This is a genomic window from Amycolatopsis methanolica 239 (assembly GCF_000739085.1).
Taxonomy (GTDB): domain Bacteria; phylum Actinomycetota; class Actinomycetes; order Mycobacteriales; family Pseudonocardiaceae; genus Amycolatopsis_E; species Amycolatopsis_E methanolica.
This window is the reverse complement of record NZ_CP009110.1, coordinates 3,482,334-3,501,212: the sequence shown is the minus strand read 5'-3', so window position 1 is coordinate 3,501,212 and position 18,879 is coordinate 3,482,334. Positions and strand designations below refer to the sequence as shown.

Sequence of the window (18,879 nt, the reverse complement as noted above, 5' to 3'; positions counted from 1 at the left end):
CGGGTCAGGATAGCGGGGCTGGTCACGCCTCCCGGTCCAGTTCGCCCGTCACGTCGAGCGGGATCAGCGGCGCCGGGCCGGCCAGCTCGCTCGCCGGCGCCGGGTGGTAGGCGAAGTTCTTCGCCCTCGCGCCGCCGTCGACGACCAGGTCGCAGCCGGTGATCAGGCGCGCGTAGTCCGAGCACAGCCACGCCACCGCGTGCCCGATGTCGGTCGGGGTGCCGGTCGTGCCCATCGGCACCAGCGGCACCCGCTCCCCCGCCCACCGCGACGGGCGGCGCCACGCCTCGTTGCCGTCCGCGCCACCGATCCCGGCCCGGCGCGGCCTGTCCAGCACGCCGCCCGGACCCTGCTCCGCGATCAGCGCCGGGTTGTCCGGGGCCGGCGCGGTCGGGGTGAAGCTGTTGACCCGGATCCCGTACGGCGCGAGATCCATCGCCGCCGCACGGACGAAGTTGTTGACCCCGCCCTTGTGAAACGCGTACGCGATCACCCCGGCGCTGCCGGACCACCCGTTGGACGACGAGATCGCCACGATCGAGCCGCGGATCCCCCGCTCCGCCATGTGCCTGCCGACCAGCTGGGTGTTGAGGAAGTTGCCCATCGCGGCCACGTTCACCGCGTGCTGGAAGAAGGCCGGGCTCTCGTCCAGCACCCCGCGCCCGCCGAGCAGCGCCGCGTTGTTGACCAGGATGTCGACGTGCCCCCAGGCGTCCACGACGGTCGCGAGGTACTCGCGGACCTGCTCGGGGTCGGTCACGTCGCCGGGGACGGCCATCGCCGTGCCGCCGTTGCGCTCGATCCGGTCGGCCGCGGCCTTCGCCGCCGCCGGGTCCAGGTCGTTGCACGCCACCTCGGCGCCGTAGCGGGCCAGCGCGAGCGCGATGCCGCTGCCGATGTTCGGCCCGGCGCCGGTCACCAGCGCCACCTTGCCCTCGAGCGAGATCTCCATCAGACGTCCTCCTCCGGGAAGTGACAGGCGGCCTGGTGGCCGGGCGCGAGCTCGCGCAGCAGCGGCGTTTCCACCGCGCACCTGTCCCGCGCCCGCGGGCAGCGGGTGCGGAACCGGCAGCCGCTGGGCGGCGAGATCGGCGACGGCGGCTCGCCGCGGATGGTGACCGGACGGCGGTTCGCGGCCGCGTCGGCGTCCACGTGCGGGATGGACTCCAGCAGCGCGACCGTGTACGGGTGCCGGGGCGCGCGGTAGATCTCCTCCGCCGGGCCGATCTCGCACAGCTGCCCGAGGTGCATCACCCCGACCCGGTCGCTGACCTGCTTGACCAGCGCCAGGTCGTGCGAGATGAACAGGTAGGACAGTCCCAGCTCCGACCGCAGCCGCTCGAACAGGTTCAGCACCTGCGCCTGGATCAGCACGTCCAAAGAGGACACGGCCTCATCGCACACGATCAGCGCCGGGTCCAGCGCCAGCGCGCGGGCGATCGCGACCCGCTGGCACTGCCCGCCGGACAACTCGTGCGGACGCCGCCGCCCGAACGTGTCCGGGTTCAGCCCGACCAGGTCCAGCAGGTCCCGCGCCCGACGGCGCCGCTCGGCGGCGGGCGCGGTGCGGTAGCCGACCATCGGCTCCTCGACGATGTCGGTGACGCGCCACCGCGGGTTGAGGGAGCCGAACGGGTCCTGGAACACCATCTGCACGTGCCGCCGGGCGTCCGCGAGCCGCCGGCCCTTCACGGTCGCGAGGTCCATACCGCGCAACCGCACCGAGCCGGCCTTGGGCCGCGGGGCCTGCAGGATCGAGCGGGCCAGCGTCGACTTGCCCGAGCCGGTCTCCCCCACCACGCCGAGCGTCTCGCGCGGGCGGATGTCGAACGACACGTCGGACAACGCGTGCACCACCCCGCCACGCGTGCCGCCCCGGCCCCGGACGGTGAACTCCTGCACCAGGTTGCGCGCCTCCAGCAGCGGTTCCTCCACAGTGGTCATCGGTCCGCTCCATCCAGAGTGGACCGGCCGCGCCCGCGCACCGTGCACCACGTCACCGGTGTCATACGTCCTCCTCGCAGGGGTGCCAGCACGCCCACGCGTGTCCCGGCTCGTGTTCGGTCAGCGGGGGCGCCTCGGCCACGCAATCGGACGCGGCACGGTCGCAGCGGGGCGCGAACGGGCACCCGGACGGCAGGTTCGTCAGGTCGGGCGGCTGCCCCGGCGTGACCGGCAGCTCGGCGTGCGGCGGGCGCTCCACCCGCGGGATCGCGCCCAGCAACGCCTTCGTGTACGGCATCCGCACCCGCGAGAACAGCGCCGGCGCCGCCGCGTACTCCACCGCCCGTCCCGCGTACATCACGATCACGTCGTGCGCGTAGGTCGCCGCGAGCCCGAGGTCGTGGCTGATCAGGATGATCGCCGTGCCGAGCCGCTCCTGCAGTTCCAGCAGCAGCTCCATGATCTGCGCCTGCGTGGTCACGTCCAGCGCCGTGGTGGCCTCGTCGGCGATCAGCAGCTTCGGGTCCGCGGCCAGCGCGATCGCGATCATCACCCGCTGGCGCATGCCGCCGGAGAGCTGGTGCGGGTACTCGTGGAACCGCCGCTCCGGGGCCGGCAACCGCACCAGTTTCAGCAGGTCCATCGCGCGGTCCCGGGCGGCGCGCCGGTCGTGGTCGCCGTGCGCGCGCACCGCCTCGGTGATCTGCACGCCGATCCGCATCGTCGGGTTCAGCGACCGCGCCGGGTCCTGGAACACCATCGCCAGGTCCGCGCCCCGGTGCCGCCGCATCCGCCGTTCCGGCAGGCCGAGCAGCTCGACGCCGCGGTAGCGCGCCGATCCGGTGATCCGCGCCGTCGGCGGCAGCAGCCCCATCAGCGCCCGCGAGCTGACCGACTTGCCCGACCCGGACTCGCCGATGATCGCCAGCGTCCGGCCCGCCTCCAGCCGGTAGGACAGCCCGTTGACCGCGCGCACCGTGCGTCCCCGGGCCGCGAACGTCACGTGCAGGTCCTCGACCTCCAGCAGCGTCCCGGTCCGCACGGACGCCGGCGTGGTCAGTTCGTCGATGCTCATCGGCCGCTCCAGCGTCCCCGTAGCGTCTCGCCCAGCAGGTTGAATGCCAGGACGGTCACAAAGAGCGCCAGGGACGGCCAGACCACGAGCGTCGGCGTCGCCGACAGGCTCGCCTGTCCCTGGGAGATCATGTTGCCCCAGCTCGGCGCGGGTGGCGGGATGCCGAGGCCGAGGAAGCTCAGCGCGCCCTCGATCACGATCACGATGCCCATGCCCAGCATCGAGAACGTCACCAGCTGCGGCGCGATGTTCGGCGCGAGGTGCCGGAACAGCATCCGCCACACCCGCGTGCCGGACAGGTGCGCGGCGACCATGAACGGCTGCTCCCGCAACCGCAGCGTCGCGGCACGGGAGATCCGCGCGAACGCAGGCACCGAGAAGAACGCCAGCGCCAGGATCGTGTTCACCTGGCTCGGCCCGAGGCTCTGCGCCACCGCCAGGGTCAGCACCAGCGACGGGAACGCGATCAGCACGTCCAGCACGCGCATGATCACCGCGTCCACCGCGCCGCCGAGGTAGGCGCTCACCGCGCCGAGGGTGCCGCCTGCCAGCAGGCCCAGCACGTTGACCGCGACACCGACGATCAGCGAGGACTGCCCGCCGTGCAGGAGCCGGGACCAGACGTCGTTGCCGTTGGGGTCGGTGCCCAGCAGGTGGCCCGGCGAGAACGCGGGCAGGTTCGACTCCAGCACGTCCCCGCCGATCGGCTCGGGCACCGAGGCGACCAGCGGCCACAGGAAGCACGCGCCGAACACCAGCGCGAGCAGCGCCAGCGGGACGCCCAGTTCGACGTGCCGCAGCCAGCCGCGCACGCGGGACGGACGCGCCGCGGGCAGCGCCGTGGGCAGATCAACCGTCGCCATAGCGGATCCTCGGGTCGAGTACGGCGTAGAGCAGGTCGGTCAGCAGGTTGGCGGCCACCGCGACCACGGCGAAGACCACCACGCAGGCCTGGACCACGACGAAGTCGCGGCTGTTGATGGCCGACAGCAGCATCTGCCCGATGCCGGGCAGGGCGAAGATCTGCTCGATGATCACGGTCGCGCCGATCATCGTGCCCAGGTTGAGCCCGACCACGGTGATCAGCCCGAACGCCGAGTTGCGGAACGCGTGCCGCAGCAGCACCTGCCACGGCCCGATCCCCTTCGCCCGCGCCGTGGTGATGTAGTCCTCGCCGTGCAGCTGGTCCACCAGGTCGCCGCGCAGGAACCGGGTGTAGAAGCAGAACAGCGGGAACGCGATCGCCAGCGCGGGCAGGAACAGCGAGTGCAAGTTCGCGCCCAGCCCCTGCTCCAGCGGCACGAACCCGATGGCGGGGAACACCGCCAGCTGCACCGCGAACACCAGCACGAGCAGCAGCGCGAGCACGTAGTTCGCCAGCGACAGGCCGGTGATGCTGACCAGCATGCTCACCCGGTCGGTGAGCCGGTTGGGGCGGCGGGCCGCGATCAGGGCGACCGGGATCGCCAGCCCCAGTGACAGCACGAACGCCAGCCCCACCAGCTCGCCGCTGACCGCCAGCCGGGACCCGAGCTCGTCGGTCACCGGCTGCCCGCTGACCAGCGAGTTCCCGAGGTCACCGGTGACCGCGCCGCCGAGCCAGTCCAGGTAGCGCACCACCGCGGGCCGGTCCAGCCCCATCTGCTGGTTGAGCGCGGCGATCTGCTCGGGCGTGGCCTCCGGGCCCAGCAGCAGCTGCGCCGTGTCGCCCGGGATCAGGCTCAGCACCGCGAAGGTGAGGACGCTGACGCCGAGCACGATGGGGACCGCTGTGAGCAGCCGCCGGGCCACCAGCCGCAGCGCCGGTGAGGTCAGCGGCCCCGGCAGCCGCCGTGGCGCGCCGATCGCCGTCACCGGCTCGTCCAGACCTGGTCCCACAGCACCCCGGTGTTGACCAGGACCGGCGGGATCTTCGTGGTCAGCCCGGGCCCGTGCACGCCGGCCGCGGTCACGTTGGCCGGGGCGAAGGCCAGGATGTAGGGCGCGTAGGCGTTGTCGCTGATCCGCTTGCCCGCCTGCAGGTACAGCGTCTCCCGGGTGGCCGGGTCGACGGTGGCCGCGGCCTGGTTGAGCAGGTCGTCCAGGGCCGGGTCGCTGACGCCGCTGAACGGCGAGGTGGCGGCGAAGCGGAACCCGACGCCGACACCGGCCGCGGGATCCCACGCCCCAGCGGTCTGCAGCATCGCCTGCCACTTGTTCGAGTTGAAGTTGCCGATCAGGGCGTTGAGCTGGTCGGAGTGGATCGTGGTCTTGATGCCCACGGCCTCCCACTGGCTCTGCAGCGCGGTCATCACCTGCTCGGCGACGTAGCTCTTGAGCGTGCCGAGGTCGACAGTGAGCCCGCCCAGCTCGGCGACCAGGGCGCGGGCCTTGTCCGGGTCGTAGGTGCGGTACCCGTCGATGGTGTCGTGGTGGAACAGCCCGCCCGGTCCGGTGAAGGTTTGCGCGGCCGGGTACCAGTCCTTGAACAGTCCCTTGCGGATCGCGTCCACATTGGTCGCGTAGTAGACCGCCTCGCGCGCCTTCTGGTTGTCGAACGGCGCGGTCTTCGTGTTGAGCTGGATCAGGTACGGCGAGGTGGGCGGCTGGATGGTGACGGTCAGCTGCTTGTTCGCCTGCGCCTGCTCGATCAGCGGGGTGGTGTTCATGCCCTCGTAGGCCTGCGCCTGCCCGGCCAGGATCGCCTGGTAGGCGGGCTGGTCGCCGCCGACCGACTTGAACGTCAGGTTGTCCAGGTAGGGCAGTCCGGGCTTGAAGTAGTTCTCGTTGCGGGTCAGCTTCAGCTCCGAGGACAGCTGGTTGGACACCACCTTGAACGGGCCCGCGCCGACCGGGGTGATCTTGAACTGCTCGGGGCCCATCTGCTGCAGCGCGGTGGGCGAGGCGATCCAGTTCACGTTGGACACCACCATCGAGTTGATCACCGCGCCGTACGGGCGGGTGAACCGCAGCACGACGGAATTGCCCTCGACGGAGATGCCGTTCTGCTCGGCCAGCGGCCAGCGCGGGGCGCAGGTGCAGGTCGAGGTGATGTCGCGGCGGAAGTTGAAGGCGACCGCCTCGGCGTCGAAGGGCGTGCCGTCGCTGAACTTCACGCCGTCGCGGATGGTGATGCGGATTGTCCGGTCGCCGTCGGCGAGCTCGTAGCCGCTGGCCAGTTCCGGGACGACGCGGGCGTTTCCGCCGTCCTCGTCCGCGGTCAGCGCGAACAGGCCGCCGAAGATCGCGTTCATCTGGGACAGGTTCGCGCCGCCGGTCGTGTTGGTCGCCGGGTCCAGTCCGCTGGGCCAGGCTCCGGCGAAGGAGTTCAGCTCCAGCACGGTGATGCTCCCGCCACGTTGCGGGGGCCCGGCGGCCGCGCCGCCCTGACCGGCCTGGCCCCCGCCGCCACAGGCGGCGAGGAGGATCAGCGCCGCGAAGGCGGCGAGGAAACGTGGGATGGGTGTGCGCATGTCGATCTCCCGCTTCGTTGCGGAGCCGCCATCGGTGGGGGGTTGGGAGGTGCGGGGCGTCAGTGCTCGTGGACGATGACGCCGCGGATGTTCTTGCCGTCGAGCATGTCCTGGTAGCCGTCGTTGACCTGGTCGAGCGTGTAGCGCCGGGTGATCAGCTCGTCCAGTTTCAGGTCGCCCGAGCGGTACAGCCCCAGCAGGCGTGGCACGTCGTAGAGCGGGTTGCTGTCGCCGAACAACGCGCCGCGCAGCTGCCGCTGGTAGCCGATCAGCATGCCGGCGGGGAAATGCACCGCGCGCTCGTCGATCTTGCCGACGGCGGTGACGGTGACCTTGCCACCCTTGCCGGTGACCCGCACAGCCGCGTTGACGATCTCCTCGGTGAGCACGCCGGGGGTGCAGATGGCGTGGTCGGCGAGCTGGCCCCAGGTGGTTTCGACGACGAAGTCGTGTGCTTCCTTGGCGGTGGCGAAGGTGTGGGTCGCGCCGAACACCTTCGCCATGTCCCGCTTGAACTCCACAGGATCGACCACGACCACGTTCTTCGCCCCGGCGTAGCGCGCGCCCTGCACAGCGTTGCTGCCGACGCCACCGGCGCCGTAGATCACGACGGTCTCCCCGGCACGCACGCCCGCCGCGTACACCGCCGAGCCCCAGCCGGTCGGCACGCCGCAGCCGACCAGCGCGGCGATCTCGAACGGGATGTCGTCGGGCAGGCGCAGGCAGGCCCATTCGGACACCACCGCGTACTGCGAGAACGTGCCGAGGGTGCAGAACCCGCCGAAGTCCTCGCCGTCGGCGTGGAAGCGGAACGTGCCGTCGGCGAACATGCCGGTGGAGGCGTTCTTGCCCTCGTCGCACATGTTCTGGTGCCCGGTCGAGCAGGGACGGCACTTGCCGCAGGCGGGGATGTAGGAGCAGACGATCCGGTCGCCGGGTTTGACCCGGGTGACGTGCGGGCCGACCGACTCGACGACGCCGGCGCCCTCGTGGCCGCCGACGATCGGCAGCCGCACCGGGGCGTCGCCATTGGTGATGTGGTCGTCGGAGTGGCACAGCCCGGCGGCGTGGAACTTGACGCGCACCTCGTGCGCCTTCGGCTCGTCGAGCTGCAGCTCGGTGATCTCCCACGGGCGGTGGGGCGCGCGGGCGACGGCGGCGCGGGTGGTGATGCTCATGTCGCGATCCCCTTCAGTGCTCGTGGACGATGACGCCGCGGATGTTCTTGCCGTCGAGCATGTCCTGGTAGCCGTCGTTGACCTGGTCGAGCGTGTAGCGCCGGGTGATCAGCTCGTCCAGTTTCAGGTCGCCCGAGCGGTACAGCCCCAGCAGGCGTGGCACGTCGTAGAGCGGGTTGCAGTTGCCGAACAACGCGCCCTGCGCCCGCCGCTGGTAGCCGATGAACAGGCCCGCGTTGGCGTCGATCCAGCCGCCTCCGACGGCGGTGATGGTGACCTTGCCGCTCTTGCCGACGACATCGAGCGCGCGGGCGATCACCTCGTCGTGCAGGACGCCGACGGTGATGATCGCGTGGTCGGCGAGCTGGCCCCAGGTGGTTTCGACGACGAAGTCGTGTGCTTCCTTGGCGGTGGCGAAGGTGTGGGTCGCGCCGAACACCTTCGCCATGTCCCGCTTGAACTCCACAGGATCGACCACGACCACGTTCTTCGCCCCGGCGTAGCGCGCGCCCTGCACAGCGTTGCTGCCGACGCCACCGGCGCCGTAGATCACGACGGTCTCCCCGGCACGCACGCCCGCCGCGTACACCGCCGAGCCCCAGCCGGTCGGCACGCCGCAGCCGACCAGCGCGGCGATCTCGAACGGGATGTCCCGCGGGATCGGGATGCAGGAGAACTCCGACACGACCGCGTACTGCGAGAAGGTGCCGAGCACGCACAGCCCGCCGAAGTCCTCGCCGCCGGCGTGGAAGCGGAACGTGCCGTCGGGGAACTCCCCGGTGGAGGCGTTCTTGCCTGCGTCGCACAGGTTCTGGTGCCCGGTGGAGCAGTAGCGGCACTGGCCGCAGGCCGGGATGAAGGAGCAGACGACGTGGTCGCCGGCCGCGACGCGGGTGACGTCCGCGCCGACGGCCTCGACGACCCCGGCGCCCTCGTGCCCGCCGACCACGGGGAAGCGCATCTGCGCGTCGCCCTTCTGGATGTGGTCGTCGGAGTGGCACAGGCCGGCCGCGTGGAAGCGGATCCGGACCTCGTGCGCCTTCGGCTCGTCCAGGTCGAGGTCGATGATCTCCCAGGGGTGCCGGGGATCCCGGCACACCGCGGCTCGCGTGGTGATGGTCATGAAGGTCCCCGTTCGCTGACGTGGGGTGGCTCGACCCACCTTCGCTTCGGGCCACCGGCGGCACCAGCGCCCTTTCCACGTCACGAAAACCTTGGGCGCGGCCGGGCTCAGGCCGCCGTGATCACCTCCTCGGCCAGACACCCGGCGACGCCGGGCGGGTAGGGCGCGGCCAGGCCGAGGACGAAGTGGGTGAAGCCGGCGTCGGCGGCCGCGGCGATCGCCTCGCGGGTGTCGCCCGGCCGCTCGTAGGAAACCGGCAAGCGGATCGACCGCGTGACCGCCGCCGGGTCGCGGCCGATCTCGTGGCAGTAGCGGCCCAGCAGGGCGCTGCGCTCGATGGCGTCGCCGAGGTCGCCGCCCGGGATGTTCCACAGGTCGGCGTGCTCGGCGACCATCCGCAGCGTCGCCTTCGCGCGGCCGCCGACGAGGATCGGCGGGCCGCGACGCTGCACCGGTTTCGGGTTGCCGAACGCTCCGGTGAGCTTCACGTGGGCGCCGTCGAAGTCGAACGGGCGCTCCTCGGTCCACAGGCGGCGGACGACGGTGAGGGCCTCGGCGAGGCTCGCGGTGGCGTCCGGGGCGTCGTGGAAGGGCAGGCCGTGTGCCTCGTAATCACGGCGGGCGAGCGGGTGGCCGGGCCGCGAGCCGACGCCGATGCCGATGCCGAAGTCGAGGCGGCCGCCCGAGACGACGTCCACGGTGGTGGCGACGTTGGCCAGCACCGCGGGCGGGCGGAACCGGTTGCTGGTCACCAGGAGCCCGAGGCGCAGGCGGCTGGTCTGCGCGGCCAGGGCCACAATACGGAACCTTGTTCCGCTTAACAAGGAGGTGCGCGTGGCCGACGAGGGGAAGCCAGCCCGGACCAAGCGGGCCGACGCCCGGCGGAACGAGAAGGCCCTGCTGGACGCGGCCGCCGCGGTGTTCGTGCGGACAGGCGTGGACGCGCCGGTGCGGGACATCGCCGCGGAGGCCGGAGTCGGGATGGGCACGATCTACCGCCACTTCCCCACCAGGGCGGACCTGATCATCGCCGTGTACCGACACCAAGTCGACGCCTGCGCCGAGGCCGGTACGGCGCTGCTAGCGAGCGAGGCGCCGTACGAGGCGCTGCGGAAGTGGGTGGACCTGTTCGTGGACTTCCTGGTGACGAAGCACGGCCTGGCTGGCGTGCTGCAGTCCGACGAGGCGGGTTTCGCCGCGCTGCACGGCAACTTTTTGGACCGGCTGGTCCCGGTGTGCGCGAACCTGCTGGACGCCGCGCGCGCCGCGGGCGAGATCCGCCGGGAGATCGAGGCGTACGCCCTGATGCGCGGCGTGGGAAACCTGTGCGTCGGCGCGGACTCGGACCCCCGCTACGACGCCCGCCGCCTGGTGGAACTGCTGATCGCCGGACTGCGCTGAGTCAGTACCCCAGCGCGGCGCGCCGACGGGAACCAGCTCGCCAGGAACGTCAGCAACGCGTCCAGCGGAGGTGCGGCCTCCGACTGGACGAGACCCACGAACTACCGCGGCTGTCCGGCGTGTGCGCATTCGGCCGCTGCTTTGGCCCCGCGGTCCGCCACCGCCGTCACGTCGCCCACGCCGTCGACGAGTTCGGGGTTCCCGAGCCGCCACGGCCCGTCGTCGTCGGGGGACACCGCGGGGGTGCCGCGGTCAGTGACGTCGGCCGCGAAGTAGAGCACGGTCGAGCCGTCCACGCTCAGCCGGCAGGACACGCTGCCCTGCCCCTTGTCGGTGAAGCTCTCGGTGATCCCCTCGCCGCCCGGAAGGAGCGGCGCACCCACCGACGGCCAGCAGCCCCGCGAGCGCCAGCACGCCACCGAAGTTGATCGACACACCCGGCCCCTTACCGCGGCGGCCGGACAGCCCCGCGCCCCTGCACGCACGGTCCGCCACCCAGCGCGCCCGCCACACCGCGTGCCCCAAGCCGCGCAGCCGCGACCGGGCACAGGGGAACGAACAGAAATCCGCGGGCGCCAACGCAGCCGATACCGAGCAGCCCGGCGTCAGCGCCCAGCGGCCGCCGGCAACTCCAGCGCCTGCAGCGCCGCCACCAGCGGCGCCAGCTCCGGCAGCTCCTCCGCCGCCGCCAACGCCTCCGTCAGCGCCCGGTCGTGGGTGGGCCGCGCGGCGTCCAGCAGCTCCCGCCCCGCCGCGGTCACCTCCGTGTAGATCCCGCGCCGATCGGTCGGGCACAGGTAGCGCTGCAGCAGCCCCCGGTCCTCCAGCCTGCTGACCAGCCGCGTGGTCGCGGACTGGCTCAGCACGACGGCACTGGAGAGCTGGTTCATGCGCAGGTGGAAGCCGTCCTGGCGGGACAGCACCTCCAGCACCGTGTACTCGCTCACGGACAGCTCGTGGTCACGTTGCAGCGCGCGCTCCAGCCGGTCCTCGATCCGGGCGTGCAGCGCCGCCAGGGTCCGCCAGCCGTGCGCGCGGGCTTCGACCGCGTCGTCGGGCAGTGACACGCTTCACCTCTTCCTCGCAGGCCCCCAGTCTACTTGCCCGCCAGCCTAGCCGTCGTCGACAATAGTCCGCGTGTGCAACTATTGCGAAAGCGGGTAGTTGTTAAGCTGATCCCACAAGCTCTCACGAGGAAGCACATGCCTGTCGCCCTCATCGCGCTGGCCATCGCCGCCTTCGGCATCAGCACCCCGGAGTTCGTGATCATGGGCCTGCTGCCCGAGGTCGCCACCGACCTCGGTGTCTCGGTGTCCACGGCCGGGCTCCTGATCTCCGGTTACGCCCTGGGCGTCGTGGTCGGCGCGCCCCTGCTCACCGCGCTCGGCTCGAAGGTGCCGCGCAAGACCGTCCTCACCGGCCTGATGGTGTTGTTCATCGCGGGCAACGTCGTCTCCGCGATCGGACCCGGATACGGTCTGCTCATGACCGGCCGCGTGATCGCCGCCCTCTCGCACGGCGCGTTCTTCGGCGTCGGCTCGGTCGTCGCCGCCTCGCTCGTGCCGAAGTCCCGACAGGCGAGCGCCATCGCGATCATGTTCACCGGCCTGACCGTCGCCAACGTGCTCGGCGTGCCCGGCGGCACCGCGCTGGGCCAGCAGCTCGGCTGGCGCTCCACGTTCTGGGCGGTGGCCGGCCTGGGCGTGATCGCCCTGCTGGGCGTCGTCGCACTCGTCCCCCGCCAGCCCGTCACCGAGGGCCAGAGCCTGCGCAGCGCGCTGGCCGTGTTCCGGCGGCCCCAGGTGTGGCTCGCGCTGGCCATGACCGCGCTCGGCTTCGGCGGGGTGTTCGCCTCCTTCACCTACATCGCCCCCACGACGACCGGCGTCGCCGGCTTCTCCCCCGGCCCAGTGACCTGGCTCCTCGTGTTGTTTGGCGGGGGGCTGGTGGCGGGCAACCTGCTCGGGGGCAAGGCCGCCGACCGCGCGCTGATGCCGAGCCTGTACGTCATACTGGCCGCGCTGGCCGTGGTGCTCGTCGCGTTCGTCTTCACCGCGCACGCGCAGCTGCCCGCCGCCGTCACGATCGCGTTGCTCGGCGCCGCCGGGTTCGCGGCCGTGCCGCCGCTGCAGGCCCGCGTCATGGCCAAGGCCGGGGACGCACCGGCACTGGCGTCGGCCGCGAACATCGCGGCCTTCGACCTCGGCTACGCGGGCGGCGCCTGGCTGGGCTGGCTCGCGATCGGCCACGGCCTCGGCTACACCGCGCCGAACTGGATCGGCGCGGTGCTGGCCGCCGCCGGGCTCGGCGTCGCGCTGGTCTCCGGCGCGCTCGACCGGCGCCCGGCCACCCGGACGCAGCCGGAGATCCCGGCCGTCCACCGATGAACGACAGCGAAAGGAAAGACATGACCGCCATTCCCACGGTCGAACTGAACAACGGCGTGCACATGCCGCAGGTGGGCTACGGGGTCTTCCAGGTCCCCGCCGACGAGACCACCCAGGCGGTCACCGCGGCCCTGGAGGCCGGATACCGCAGCATCGACACCGCGACCGCCTACGCCAACGAGGCCGCGGTGGGCAAGGCGCTGGCCCAGTCCGGCATCGCGCGCGAGGAGCTGTTCGTCACCACCAAGCTGTGGAACTCCGACCAGGGCTACGACGAGACGCTGCGGGCGTTCGACAAGAGCATGGCCGATCTGGGCCTGGAGTACCTGGACCTGTACCTGATCCACTGGCCGGTCCCGGAGGCCGACCGCTACGCCGCCAGCTGGCGCGCGTTCGAGCGCCTCTACTCCGACAGCCGCATCCGCGCGATCGGCGTGTCCAACTTCCAGCCGGACCACCTGGAACGGCTGGCGCAGGAGAGCCAGATCGTGCCCGCGGTCAACCAGATCGAGCTGCACCCCTACCTGCAGCAGGCCGAGCTGCGGGAGTACCACGCCCAGCACGGCATCGTGACCGAGGCGTGGAGCCCGCTGGCCAAGGGCGGCGACCTGCTCGGCGAGCAGACCGTCACCGCGCTCGCGGACAAGCACGGCCGCACCCCGGCGCAGATCGTGCTGCGCTGGCACCTGCAGCTGGGCAACGTCGTGATCCCGAAGTCGGTCACGCCGTCCCGGATCAAGGAGAACCTCGACGTGTTCGGCTTCGAGCTCGACGAAAGCGACCTCGCCGAGCTGGCGAAGCTGGAGAAGGGCCTGCGGACCGGGCCCGACCCGGACACCTTCAACGTCCGCTGACGCCGGAAGACCCGCGGCCGGGCCGCCGCTACCGGCGGCCCGGCCGGTCCCGGCGCAGGCTCGTGGCCAGCACGGCCGCCTGCGTGCGCCGCTGCATCCCGAGCTTGTGCAGCAGCCGCGACACGTAGTTCTTCACGGTCTTCTCGGCCAGGAACATGCGTTCGGCGATCTCGCGGTTGGTCAGCCCTTCGCCGATCAGGTCGAGTAGCTTGCGTTCCTGCTCCGACAGCCGCGACACCGGGCCGGCCGACCCGGCCTCGTCTCGGATCCGGGACATCAACGCGGAGGCCGCCCGGTTGTCCAGCAACGATTTCCCGGCCCCGACCTGCCGCACCGCCGACACCAGTTCCATGCCGCGCACGTCCTTCACCACGTACCCGCCCGCGCCGGCCATGATCGCGTCGAGCATCGCCTGCTCGTCGGTGTAGGACGTGAGGATCAGGCAGTGCAGCTCCGGCATCCGGGACCGTAGTTCCCGGCACAGCTCGATGCCGCTGCCGTCGGGCAGCCGCAGGTCCAGCACCGCCACGTCCGGCCGCACCGCCGGGATCCGCGTCAGCGCCTCGCCCATCGTCGAGGCCTCGCCCACCACGGTCAGCTCCGGATCGGCCTCCACCAGGTCCGCGACCCCGCGCCGCACCACCTCGTGGTCGTCGACCAGGAAGACCGTGATCATCCCCTCACCTCATCGATAGCGACGGCGGTCCCGCGGGTCGGTCCCGAGCATGACGGCCTCGAACTTCTGCAGGCTCACCGCGAAGACCAGGATCACGATCGGTACGAGCAACATCAGCCACAACATTCGCGCCCACCCCTGCCTAGCGTTCGTTGCTCCCCGGCTACCCCGCCGGGTGGACCGCTAACCCGTGTCGTTACTCATCGGATACGCGACGCGCGGCCGGCCCACGCCTGGTCGCGCAGCACGTATTTCTGGATCTTCCCGGTGGACGTCTTGGGCAGCGGCCCGAACACCACCCGCCTGGGTGCCTTGAACCGCGCGATCCTCCCCCGGACGAACTCGACGATCTCCTCGGCGGTCGCCGACGCCCCGTCGTGCAGGGTCACGTAGGCCGCGGGCACCTCGCCCCAGTGGTCGTCCGGCACCGCGATCACGGCGACCTCCAGCACGGCCGGGTGGTCGGCGATCGCCTGCTCCACCTCGACGCTGGCGATGTTCTCGCCGCCGGAGATGATCACGTCCTTGCTGCGGTCACGCAGTTCGACGTAGCCGTCCGGGTGCATCACGCCGAGATCGCCGGTGCGGAACCAGCCGTCCGGCGCGGCCTGGGCGGTGGCATCGGGATCCCGGTAGTAGCCGAGCATGACGTTGTTGCCACGCACCGCGATCTCTCCGGTGGTCACGCCGTCGGCGGGCACGTCCGATCCGTCCTCGGCCACGACCCGGGCCCGGCAGGCCACCAGGTTCCCCACGCCCTGCCGCGCCTTGAGCCGGGCCTGTGTGGCGGTGTCCAGCGCGTTCCACTCCGGACGCCAGTCGCAGATCATGATCGGCCCGAACGTTTCGGTGAGGCCGTAGAGGTGCGTGACGTCGAAGCCCAGCTCCCCCATGCGGCGCAGGATCGCCGGGGTCGGCGGGGCGCCCCCGGTGGCGACGCGGACCGGGTGCGCGACCGGCGCGGCCTCCGGCGCGTAGGCGAGCATCGACAGCACGGTCGGGGCGCCGTTGAGGTGGGTGACGCCCTCATCGCGGATCAGCCGCCACACCAGGCCCGGCTCGACCTTCGGCAGGCAGACGTGCGTCGCCGCGGCCGCGGTCACCGCCCACGGGAAGCACCAGCCGTTGCAGTGGAACATCGGCAGCGTCCACAGGTGCACCGACGACGGGGAGAGACCGGTGTGCCCGACCATCGCCAGCGCCTGCAGGTACGCCCCGCGGTGGTGATACATCACGCCCTTCGGGCGACCGGTCGTGCCCGAGGTGTAGTTGATCGACAGCAGGCCGCGCTCGTCGCGCGGCGCCTCGGCCCGCGGGGTCGCACCGGCGAGCAGCTCCTCGTACTCCTCCCCCGCGCGGATCACCTCGACCGGCCTGTCCAGCCTGGCCAGCACCTCGGCGACGAGGTCGTCGAACACCGGGTCGTGCACCAGCACCGCGGCCTCGCAGTGCTGGAGGATCCAGGCGATCTCGCCCGCGGACAGGCGGGTGTTGACCGCGACCAGCGGCACCCCGGCCCACGGCACCCCGAAGTTGGCCTCCAGCAGCACGTGCGTGTTCGGCGCGAGGACGGCGACCGGCCGCCCCCGCGCGCGCGGCGCGAGCGCCCCGGCCAGCCGGCGGCACCGGTCGGCCAGTTCGGCGTAGGTGAAGCGCCGCTCCCCGTCGACCACCCCGGTCCGGTCACCGTGGGCCGCCTCCGCCCGCTCCAGGAAGGACACCGGCGACAGCGGCTCGAAGGACAGCTCCGTCACGCGGTCGAGCGTAACCCGCGCGAGATCGTTTCCGCTGGGGCCGGAATCCGCGGTGGAACCGGTCCATGACCGAGCGCGGACGCAGTGTGCTGGCGATCCCGGTGCCGGCCGCCGACCCGCTGCTGGCTCGTGCGGCCGAACTGTCGCCGGCCGCCCGCCCGGGCCTGCCCGCGCACATCTCGCTGCTGTACCCGTTCCGCCCGGCCGCCGACCTGCACGAGGCCACCGTCACGGCGCTGGCGGATGTGCTGGAGCGGCAACCCGCGATGGAGGTCCGGTTCGAACGCTGCCACCACCACGACGGGTTCGAGTACCTGCGGCCCGACCCGCTCCAGCCGCTCACCGGGCTGATCGCGGCCCTGCGGCGGGGGTGGCCGGGGTCGTGCTTGCCCTACGACGGCCGCTTCGGTGAGGACGTCGGCGCTCGCGATGGGCGCGGGCCCGCGGGAGGCCGCCGTGCTGGTGCGGTCGGTCGAGGCCGCGCTGCCGCTGCTGGCGCGGCTCACCGAGCCGTGGCTCGCTGTCTTCGACGGCGCCCGGCAGCCGCGAGGCCGGTTCCGGTTTCGGAGCCCCGCCCGCTAGATCCGATCCAGCGGCCGATCTAGCGCCTCCCGGTCGAGAACGGGAGGAGGCCGCCATGGAGGACGTGCTGAGGGGCCTGGTCCTGATCGGGAGCACCCGGGAGGGCCGCGCCGGGCAGCGGGTCGGGCAGTGGTTCGCCCGCACCGCGGGCGAGCGCGACGACCTCGACCTGTCCGTGGTGGACCTCGCGGAGTTCGACTTCCCGGCCCGCTACCCCGCCCGCGCCACCCCGGCGATGACGGCCTTCACCTCCCAGATCGACCGCGCGGACGGGTTCGTCGTCGTCACCCCGGAGTACAACCGCAGCTTCCCGGCCTCCCTGAAGCAGGCGATCGACTTCGCCTACGACGAGTGGCAGGCCAAACCGGTGGCGTTCGTGTCCTACGGCTGCAGCTGCGCCGGACTGTACGCGGTCGAGCAGCTCCGTGTGGTGTTCACCGAGCTGCACACCGTGACCCTGCGCAACACCGTGAGCTTCAACCTCTTCGACATGGGGCCCGACGGCGGCCCGCGTGACGAGGCCGTCCGCCACGCGGCCGGCCCGATGCTCGACCAGCTCGTCTGGTGGGGCCGCGCGCTGCGCGCCGCCCGCCGGGCCCGCCCCTACGTAGCGTGAACAAGGAAGGAAGGACCATGAGCGACCTGGCGATCGAAACGTCCGGGCTGGTCAAGGTGTTCGGCAAGACCCGCGCCGTGGACGGCGTCGATCTGGCCGTGCCCGCCGGCACCGTGTACGGCGTGCTCGGACCGAACGGCGCGGGCAAGACCACCGCGGTGCGGATGCTGGCCACCCTGCTCCGGCCCGACGGCGGGCAGGCCAGGGTGTTCGGCCACGACGTGCTGCGCGAACCGGACGCGGTGCGGCAGCGGGTGAGCCTCACCGGCCAGTACGCCTCGATCGACGAGGACCTGACCGGCATCGAGAACCTCGTGCTGCTGGGCCGCCTGCTGGGCCACCGCAAACCGGCCGCGCGGCGCCGCGCCGACCAGCTGCTGGAGGCGTTCGGCCTGACCGACGCCGGCGGCAGGCAGGTGAAGAACTACTCCGGCGGCATGCGGCGGCGCATCGACATCGCGGCAAGCATCCTGCGCACCCCGGACGTGCTGTTCCTGGACGAGCCGACCACCGGCCTGGACCCGCGCAGCCGCAACCAGGTGTGGGACATCGTGCGGATCATCGTCGCCCAGGGCACCACCGTCCTGCTCACCACCCAGTACCTCGACGAGGCCGACCACCTCGCCGGGCGGATCGCGGTCATCGACCACGGCAAGGTGATCGCCGAGGGCACCCCCGGCGACCTGAAGGCCTCCGTCGGCGCCGGCTCGATCCACGTCCGCCTGCGTGACGGCGCCCAGCGCGCCGAGGCGCAGCGGGTGATGGCCCGCGCGCTCGGCTCCACTGTGGAGCTGGGTGGCGATCCGGTGTCGCTGACCGCGCGCATCGGCGGTGGCGAGTCCGACCTCGGCGCGGCCGAGCACGCCGCCCGCGCGCTGTCCGACCTGGCGCAGGCCGGCATCACCGTCGACGACTTCTCCCTCGGCCAGCCCAGCCTCGACGAGGTGTTCCTGGCCCTCACCGACCACCCCACGGAAGAGGAGGCAGCGGCATGACCGCGACCACGACGGACACGTCCCCGGCCTACACCCCGGCCGCCGAAAGCCTGCACGCCGTGCTCGACGCCGGCGAGCAGCCGCAGCGGCCCAGCGCGCTGTCGGCGTCGCTGACGTTCGGCTGGCGGGCCATGCTGAAGATCAAGCACGTGCCCGAGCAGCTGTTCGACGTCACCGCGTTCCCGATCATGATGACGCTGATGTTCACCTACTTGTTCGGCGGCGCGCTGGCCGGGTCGACCACCCAGTACCTGCAGTTCCTGCTGCCCGGGATCCTGGTCATGAGCGTCGTGATGATCACGATGTACACCGGGCTGGGCGTGAACATCGACATCGAGAAGGGCGTGTTCGACCGGTTCCGCACGCTGCCGATCTGGCGGCCCGCCGCGCTGGTCGGCGCGCTGCTGGGCGACGTGTTCCGCTACAGCACGGCGTCGGCGGTCATCCTCTCGGTCGGGCTGATCCTCGGATTCCGCCCGGCCGGCGGAGTCGGCGGCGTGCTCGCCGGCATCGGTCTGTTGCTGGTGTTCTCGTTCGCGTTCTCCTGGATCTGGACCATGTTCGGGCTGCTGCTGCGCACCGAGAAGTCGGTGATGAGCGTCAGCATGATGGTGCTGTTCCCGCTGACATTCCTGTCCAGCGTGTTCGTCGACCCGGCCACGATGCCCGGCTGGCTGCAGGTGTTCGTCAACGTCAACCCGGTGACGATCCTGTCCGACGCGGTCCGCGGCCTGATGATGGGCGCCCCGGACGGCAGCGACATCACGTGGACGTTCATCGCCAGCGGCGCGCTGCTCGCGGTGTTCGGCACGCTCACGATGCGGCTCTACAACCGCAAGTGA

20 protein-coding genes are annotated in these 18,879 nt (G+C 71.8%); 7 read left to right on the top strand and 13 right to left on the bottom strand.

Annotation, left to right across the window (positions count from 1 at the left end; all coding sequences use genetic code 11):
- Positions 1-22: 22 nt before the first annotated feature.
- The 9 genes from AMETH_RS16915 to AMETH_RS16875 all read right to left on the bottom strand — a co-directional run bounded on the left by AMETH_RS16915 (position 23) and on the right by AMETH_RS16875 (position 9,569).
- Positions 23-952 carry an SDR family NAD(P)-dependent oxidoreductase gene (locus AMETH_RS16915; RefSeq protein ID WP_017982299.1) on the bottom strand — a complete coding sequence of 310 codons (930 nt, stop codon included), beginning with the start codon at positions 950-952 and terminating at the stop codon, positions 23-25.
- A complete protein-coding gene (locus tag AMETH_RS16910) occupies positions 952-1,944 on the bottom strand; it encodes an ABC transporter ATP-binding protein (RefSeq protein ID WP_017982298.1) in 993 nt (330 codons plus the stop codon). The genes AMETH_RS16915 and AMETH_RS16910 overlap by 1 nt, the downstream gene beginning before the upstream one ends.
- Positions 1,945-2,005: 61 nt before the next feature.
- On the bottom strand, positions 2,006-3,019 hold the full coding sequence (locus AMETH_RS16905; protein ID WP_017982297.1) for an ABC transporter ATP-binding protein: 1,014 nt from the start codon (positions 3,017-3,019) through the stop codon (positions 2,006-2,008).
- Positions 3,016-3,882: an ABC transporter permease gene (locus tag AMETH_RS16900; RefSeq protein ID WP_017982296.1), complete on the bottom strand. Its 867-nt coding sequence runs from the start codon at positions 3,880-3,882 to the stop codon at positions 3,016-3,018. Before AMETH_RS16900 ends, AMETH_RS16905 begins: the two co-directional genes overlap by 4 nt.
- Positions 3,869-4,897 carry an ABC transporter permease gene (locus AMETH_RS16895; RefSeq protein WP_017982295.1) on the bottom strand — a complete coding sequence of 343 codons (1,029 nt, stop codon included), beginning with the start codon at positions 4,895-4,897 and terminating at the stop codon, positions 3,869-3,871. The genes AMETH_RS16900 and AMETH_RS16895 overlap by 14 nt, the downstream gene beginning before the upstream one ends.
- On the bottom strand, positions 4,870-6,471 hold the full coding sequence (locus AMETH_RS16890) for an ABC transporter substrate-binding protein (RefSeq protein WP_017982294.1): 1,602 nt from the start codon (positions 6,469-6,471) through the stop codon (positions 4,870-4,872). The genes AMETH_RS16895 and AMETH_RS16890 overlap by 28 nt, the downstream gene beginning before the upstream one ends.
- Before the next feature lie 59 nt (positions 6,472-6,530).
- On the bottom strand, positions 6,531-7,649 hold the full coding sequence (locus AMETH_RS16885) for an NDMA-dependent alcohol dehydrogenase (RefSeq protein ID WP_017982293.1): 1,119 nt from the start codon (positions 7,647-7,649) through the stop codon (positions 6,531-6,533).
- A gap of 13 nt (positions 7,650-7,662) precedes the next feature.
- The gene (locus tag AMETH_RS16880; protein ID WP_017982292.1) at positions 7,663-8,772 is read right to left on the bottom strand and encodes an NDMA-dependent alcohol dehydrogenase; all 1,110 of its coding nucleotides are present in this window, start codon (positions 8,770-8,772) and stop codon (positions 7,663-7,665) included.
- Between the two features lie 107 nt (positions 8,773-8,879).
- The gene (locus AMETH_RS16875) at positions 8,880-9,569 is read right to left on the bottom strand and encodes an LLM class flavin-dependent oxidoreductase (protein WP_017982291.1); all 690 of its coding nucleotides are present in this window, start codon (positions 9,567-9,569) and stop codon (positions 8,880-8,882) included.
- Positions 9,570-9,606: 37 nt separating this feature from the next.
- Here AMETH_RS16875 and AMETH_RS16870 point away from each other — a divergent pair, with 37 nt between their 5' ends.
- Positions 9,607-10,173 (top strand): TetR/AcrR family transcriptional regulator, encoded by a 567-nt coding sequence (locus AMETH_RS16870; protein ID WP_017982290.1) that lies wholly within the window; start codon positions 9,607-9,609, stop codon positions 10,171-10,173.
- 101 nt (positions 10,174-10,274) lie between these two features.
- Here the strand turns inward: AMETH_RS16870 and AMETH_RS16865 are convergent, their stop codons facing one another.
- Both AMETH_RS16865 and AMETH_RS16860 read right to left on the bottom strand, forming a co-directional pair.
- Positions 10,275-10,556 (bottom strand): hypothetical protein, encoded by a 282-nt coding sequence (locus tag AMETH_RS16865; protein WP_017982289.1) that lies wholly within the window; start codon positions 10,554-10,556, stop codon positions 10,275-10,277.
- Between the two features lie 222 nt (positions 10,557-10,778).
- Entirely contained in the window at positions 10,779-11,240 is a 462-nt protein-coding gene (locus tag AMETH_RS16860) for a MarR family winged helix-turn-helix transcriptional regulator (RefSeq protein ID WP_017982288.1), read from the bottom strand.
- 135 nt (positions 11,241-11,375) lie between these two features.
- On the opposite strand from AMETH_RS16860, the gene AMETH_RS16855 reads away from it, so the two are divergent.
- Together AMETH_RS16855 and AMETH_RS16850 are read left to right on the top strand one after the other, a co-directional pair.
- On the top strand, positions 11,376-12,560 hold the full coding sequence (locus AMETH_RS16855; protein WP_017982287.1) for an MFS transporter: 1,185 nt from the start codon (positions 11,376-11,378) through the stop codon (positions 12,558-12,560).
- 20 nt (positions 12,561-12,580) lie between these two features.
- Positions 12,581-13,414 (top strand): aldo/keto reductase, encoded by an 834-nt coding sequence (locus AMETH_RS16850; protein WP_017982286.1) that lies wholly within the window; start codon positions 12,581-12,583, stop codon positions 13,412-13,414.
- 28 nt (positions 13,415-13,442) lie between these two features.
- Here AMETH_RS16850 and AMETH_RS16845 read toward each other — a convergent pair whose 3' ends face one another.
- Together AMETH_RS16845 and AMETH_RS16840 are read right to left on the bottom strand one after the other, a co-directional pair.
- Positions 13,443-14,090, bottom strand: coding sequence for a response regulator (locus AMETH_RS16845; protein WP_017982285.1), 648 nt, complete (start codon positions 14,088-14,090; stop codon positions 13,443-13,445).
- A 200-nt stretch (positions 14,091-14,290) separates the two neighbouring features.
- Complete coding sequence (locus tag AMETH_RS16840) at positions 14,291-15,844, bottom strand: acyl--CoA ligase family protein (RefSeq protein ID WP_017982283.1); 1,554 nt, start codon at positions 15,842-15,844, stop codon at positions 14,291-14,293.
- Between the two features lie 65 nt (positions 15,845-15,909).
- Here AMETH_RS16840 and AMETH_RS35820 point away from each other — a divergent pair, with 65 nt between their 5' ends.
- The 4 genes from AMETH_RS35820 to AMETH_RS16820 are packed head-to-tail and all read left to right on the top strand — an operon-like array spanning position 15,910 to position 18,879.
- Entirely contained in the window at positions 15,910-16,449 is a 540-nt protein-coding gene (locus tag AMETH_RS35820) for a 2'-5' RNA ligase family protein (protein WP_051079401.1), read from the top strand.
- A gap of 32 nt (positions 16,450-16,481) precedes the next feature.
- A complete protein-coding gene (locus AMETH_RS16830) occupies positions 16,482-17,042 on the top strand; it encodes an NADPH-dependent FMN reductase (protein ID WP_017982282.1) in 561 nt (186 codons plus the stop codon).
- A 17-nt stretch (positions 17,043-17,059) separates the two neighbouring features.
- Positions 17,060-18,037 carry a daunorubicin resistance protein DrrA family ABC transporter ATP-binding protein gene (locus AMETH_RS16825; protein WP_017982281.1) on the top strand — a complete coding sequence of 326 codons (978 nt, stop codon included), beginning with the start codon at positions 17,060-17,062 and terminating at the stop codon, positions 18,035-18,037.
- Positions 18,034-18,879, top strand: coding sequence for an ABC transporter permease (locus tag AMETH_RS16820; protein ID WP_017982280.1), 846 nt, complete (start codon positions 18,034-18,036; stop codon positions 18,877-18,879). Before AMETH_RS16825 ends, AMETH_RS16820 begins: the two co-directional genes overlap by 4 nt.

Excerpts from the sequence above, each read along its gene's own strand:
- AMETH_RS16915 (WP_017982299.1), bottom strand. The coding sequence starts at position 952 with ATGGAGATCTCGCTCGAGGGCAAGGTGGCGCTGGTGACCGGCGCCGGG.
- AMETH_RS16910 (WP_017982298.1), bottom strand. The coding sequence starts at position 1,944 with ATGACCACTGTGGAGGAACCGCTGCTGGAGGCGCGCAACCTGGTGCAG.
- AMETH_RS16905 (WP_017982297.1), bottom strand. The coding sequence starts at position 3,019 with ATGAGCATCGACGAACTGACCACGCCGGCGTCCGTGCGGACCGGGACG.
- AMETH_RS16900 (WP_017982296.1), bottom strand. The coding sequence starts at position 3,882 with ATGGCGACGGTTGATCTGCCCACGGCGCTGCCCGCGGCGCGTCCGTCC.
- AMETH_RS16890 (WP_017982294.1), bottom strand. The coding sequence starts at position 6,471 with ATGCGCACACCCATCCCACGTTTCCTCGCCGCCTTCGCGGCGCTGATC.
- AMETH_RS16885 (WP_017982293.1), bottom strand. The coding sequence starts at position 7,649 with ATGAGCATCACCACCCGCGCCGCCGTCGCCCGCGCGCCCCACCGCCCG.
- AMETH_RS16880 (WP_017982292.1), bottom strand. The coding sequence starts at position 8,772 with ATGACCATCACCACGCGAGCCGCGGTGTGCCGGGATCCCCGGCACCCC.
- AMETH_RS16855 (WP_017982287.1), top strand. The coding sequence starts at position 11,376 with ATGCCTGTCGCCCTCATCGCGCTGGCCATCGCCGCCTTCGGCATCAGC.
- AMETH_RS16850 (WP_017982286.1), top strand. The coding sequence starts at position 12,581 with ATGACCGCCATTCCCACGGTCGAACTGAACAACGGCGTGCACATGCCG.
- AMETH_RS16845 (WP_017982285.1), bottom strand. The coding sequence starts at position 14,090 with ATGATCACGGTCTTCCTGGTCGACGACCACGAGGTGGTGCGGCGCGGG.
- AMETH_RS35820 (WP_051079401.1), top strand. The coding sequence starts at position 15,910 with ATGACCGAGCGCGGACGCAGTGTGCTGGCGATCCCGGTGCCGGCCGCC.
- AMETH_RS16830 (WP_017982282.1), top strand. The coding sequence starts at position 16,482 with ATGGAGGACGTGCTGAGGGGCCTGGTCCTGATCGGGAGCACCCGGGAG.
- AMETH_RS16825 (WP_017982281.1), top strand. The coding sequence starts at position 17,060 with ATGAGCGACCTGGCGATCGAAACGTCCGGGCTGGTCAAGGTGTTCGGC.
- AMETH_RS16820 (WP_017982280.1), top strand. The coding sequence starts at position 18,034 with ATGACCGCGACCACGACGGACACGTCCCCGGCCTACACCCCGGCCGCC.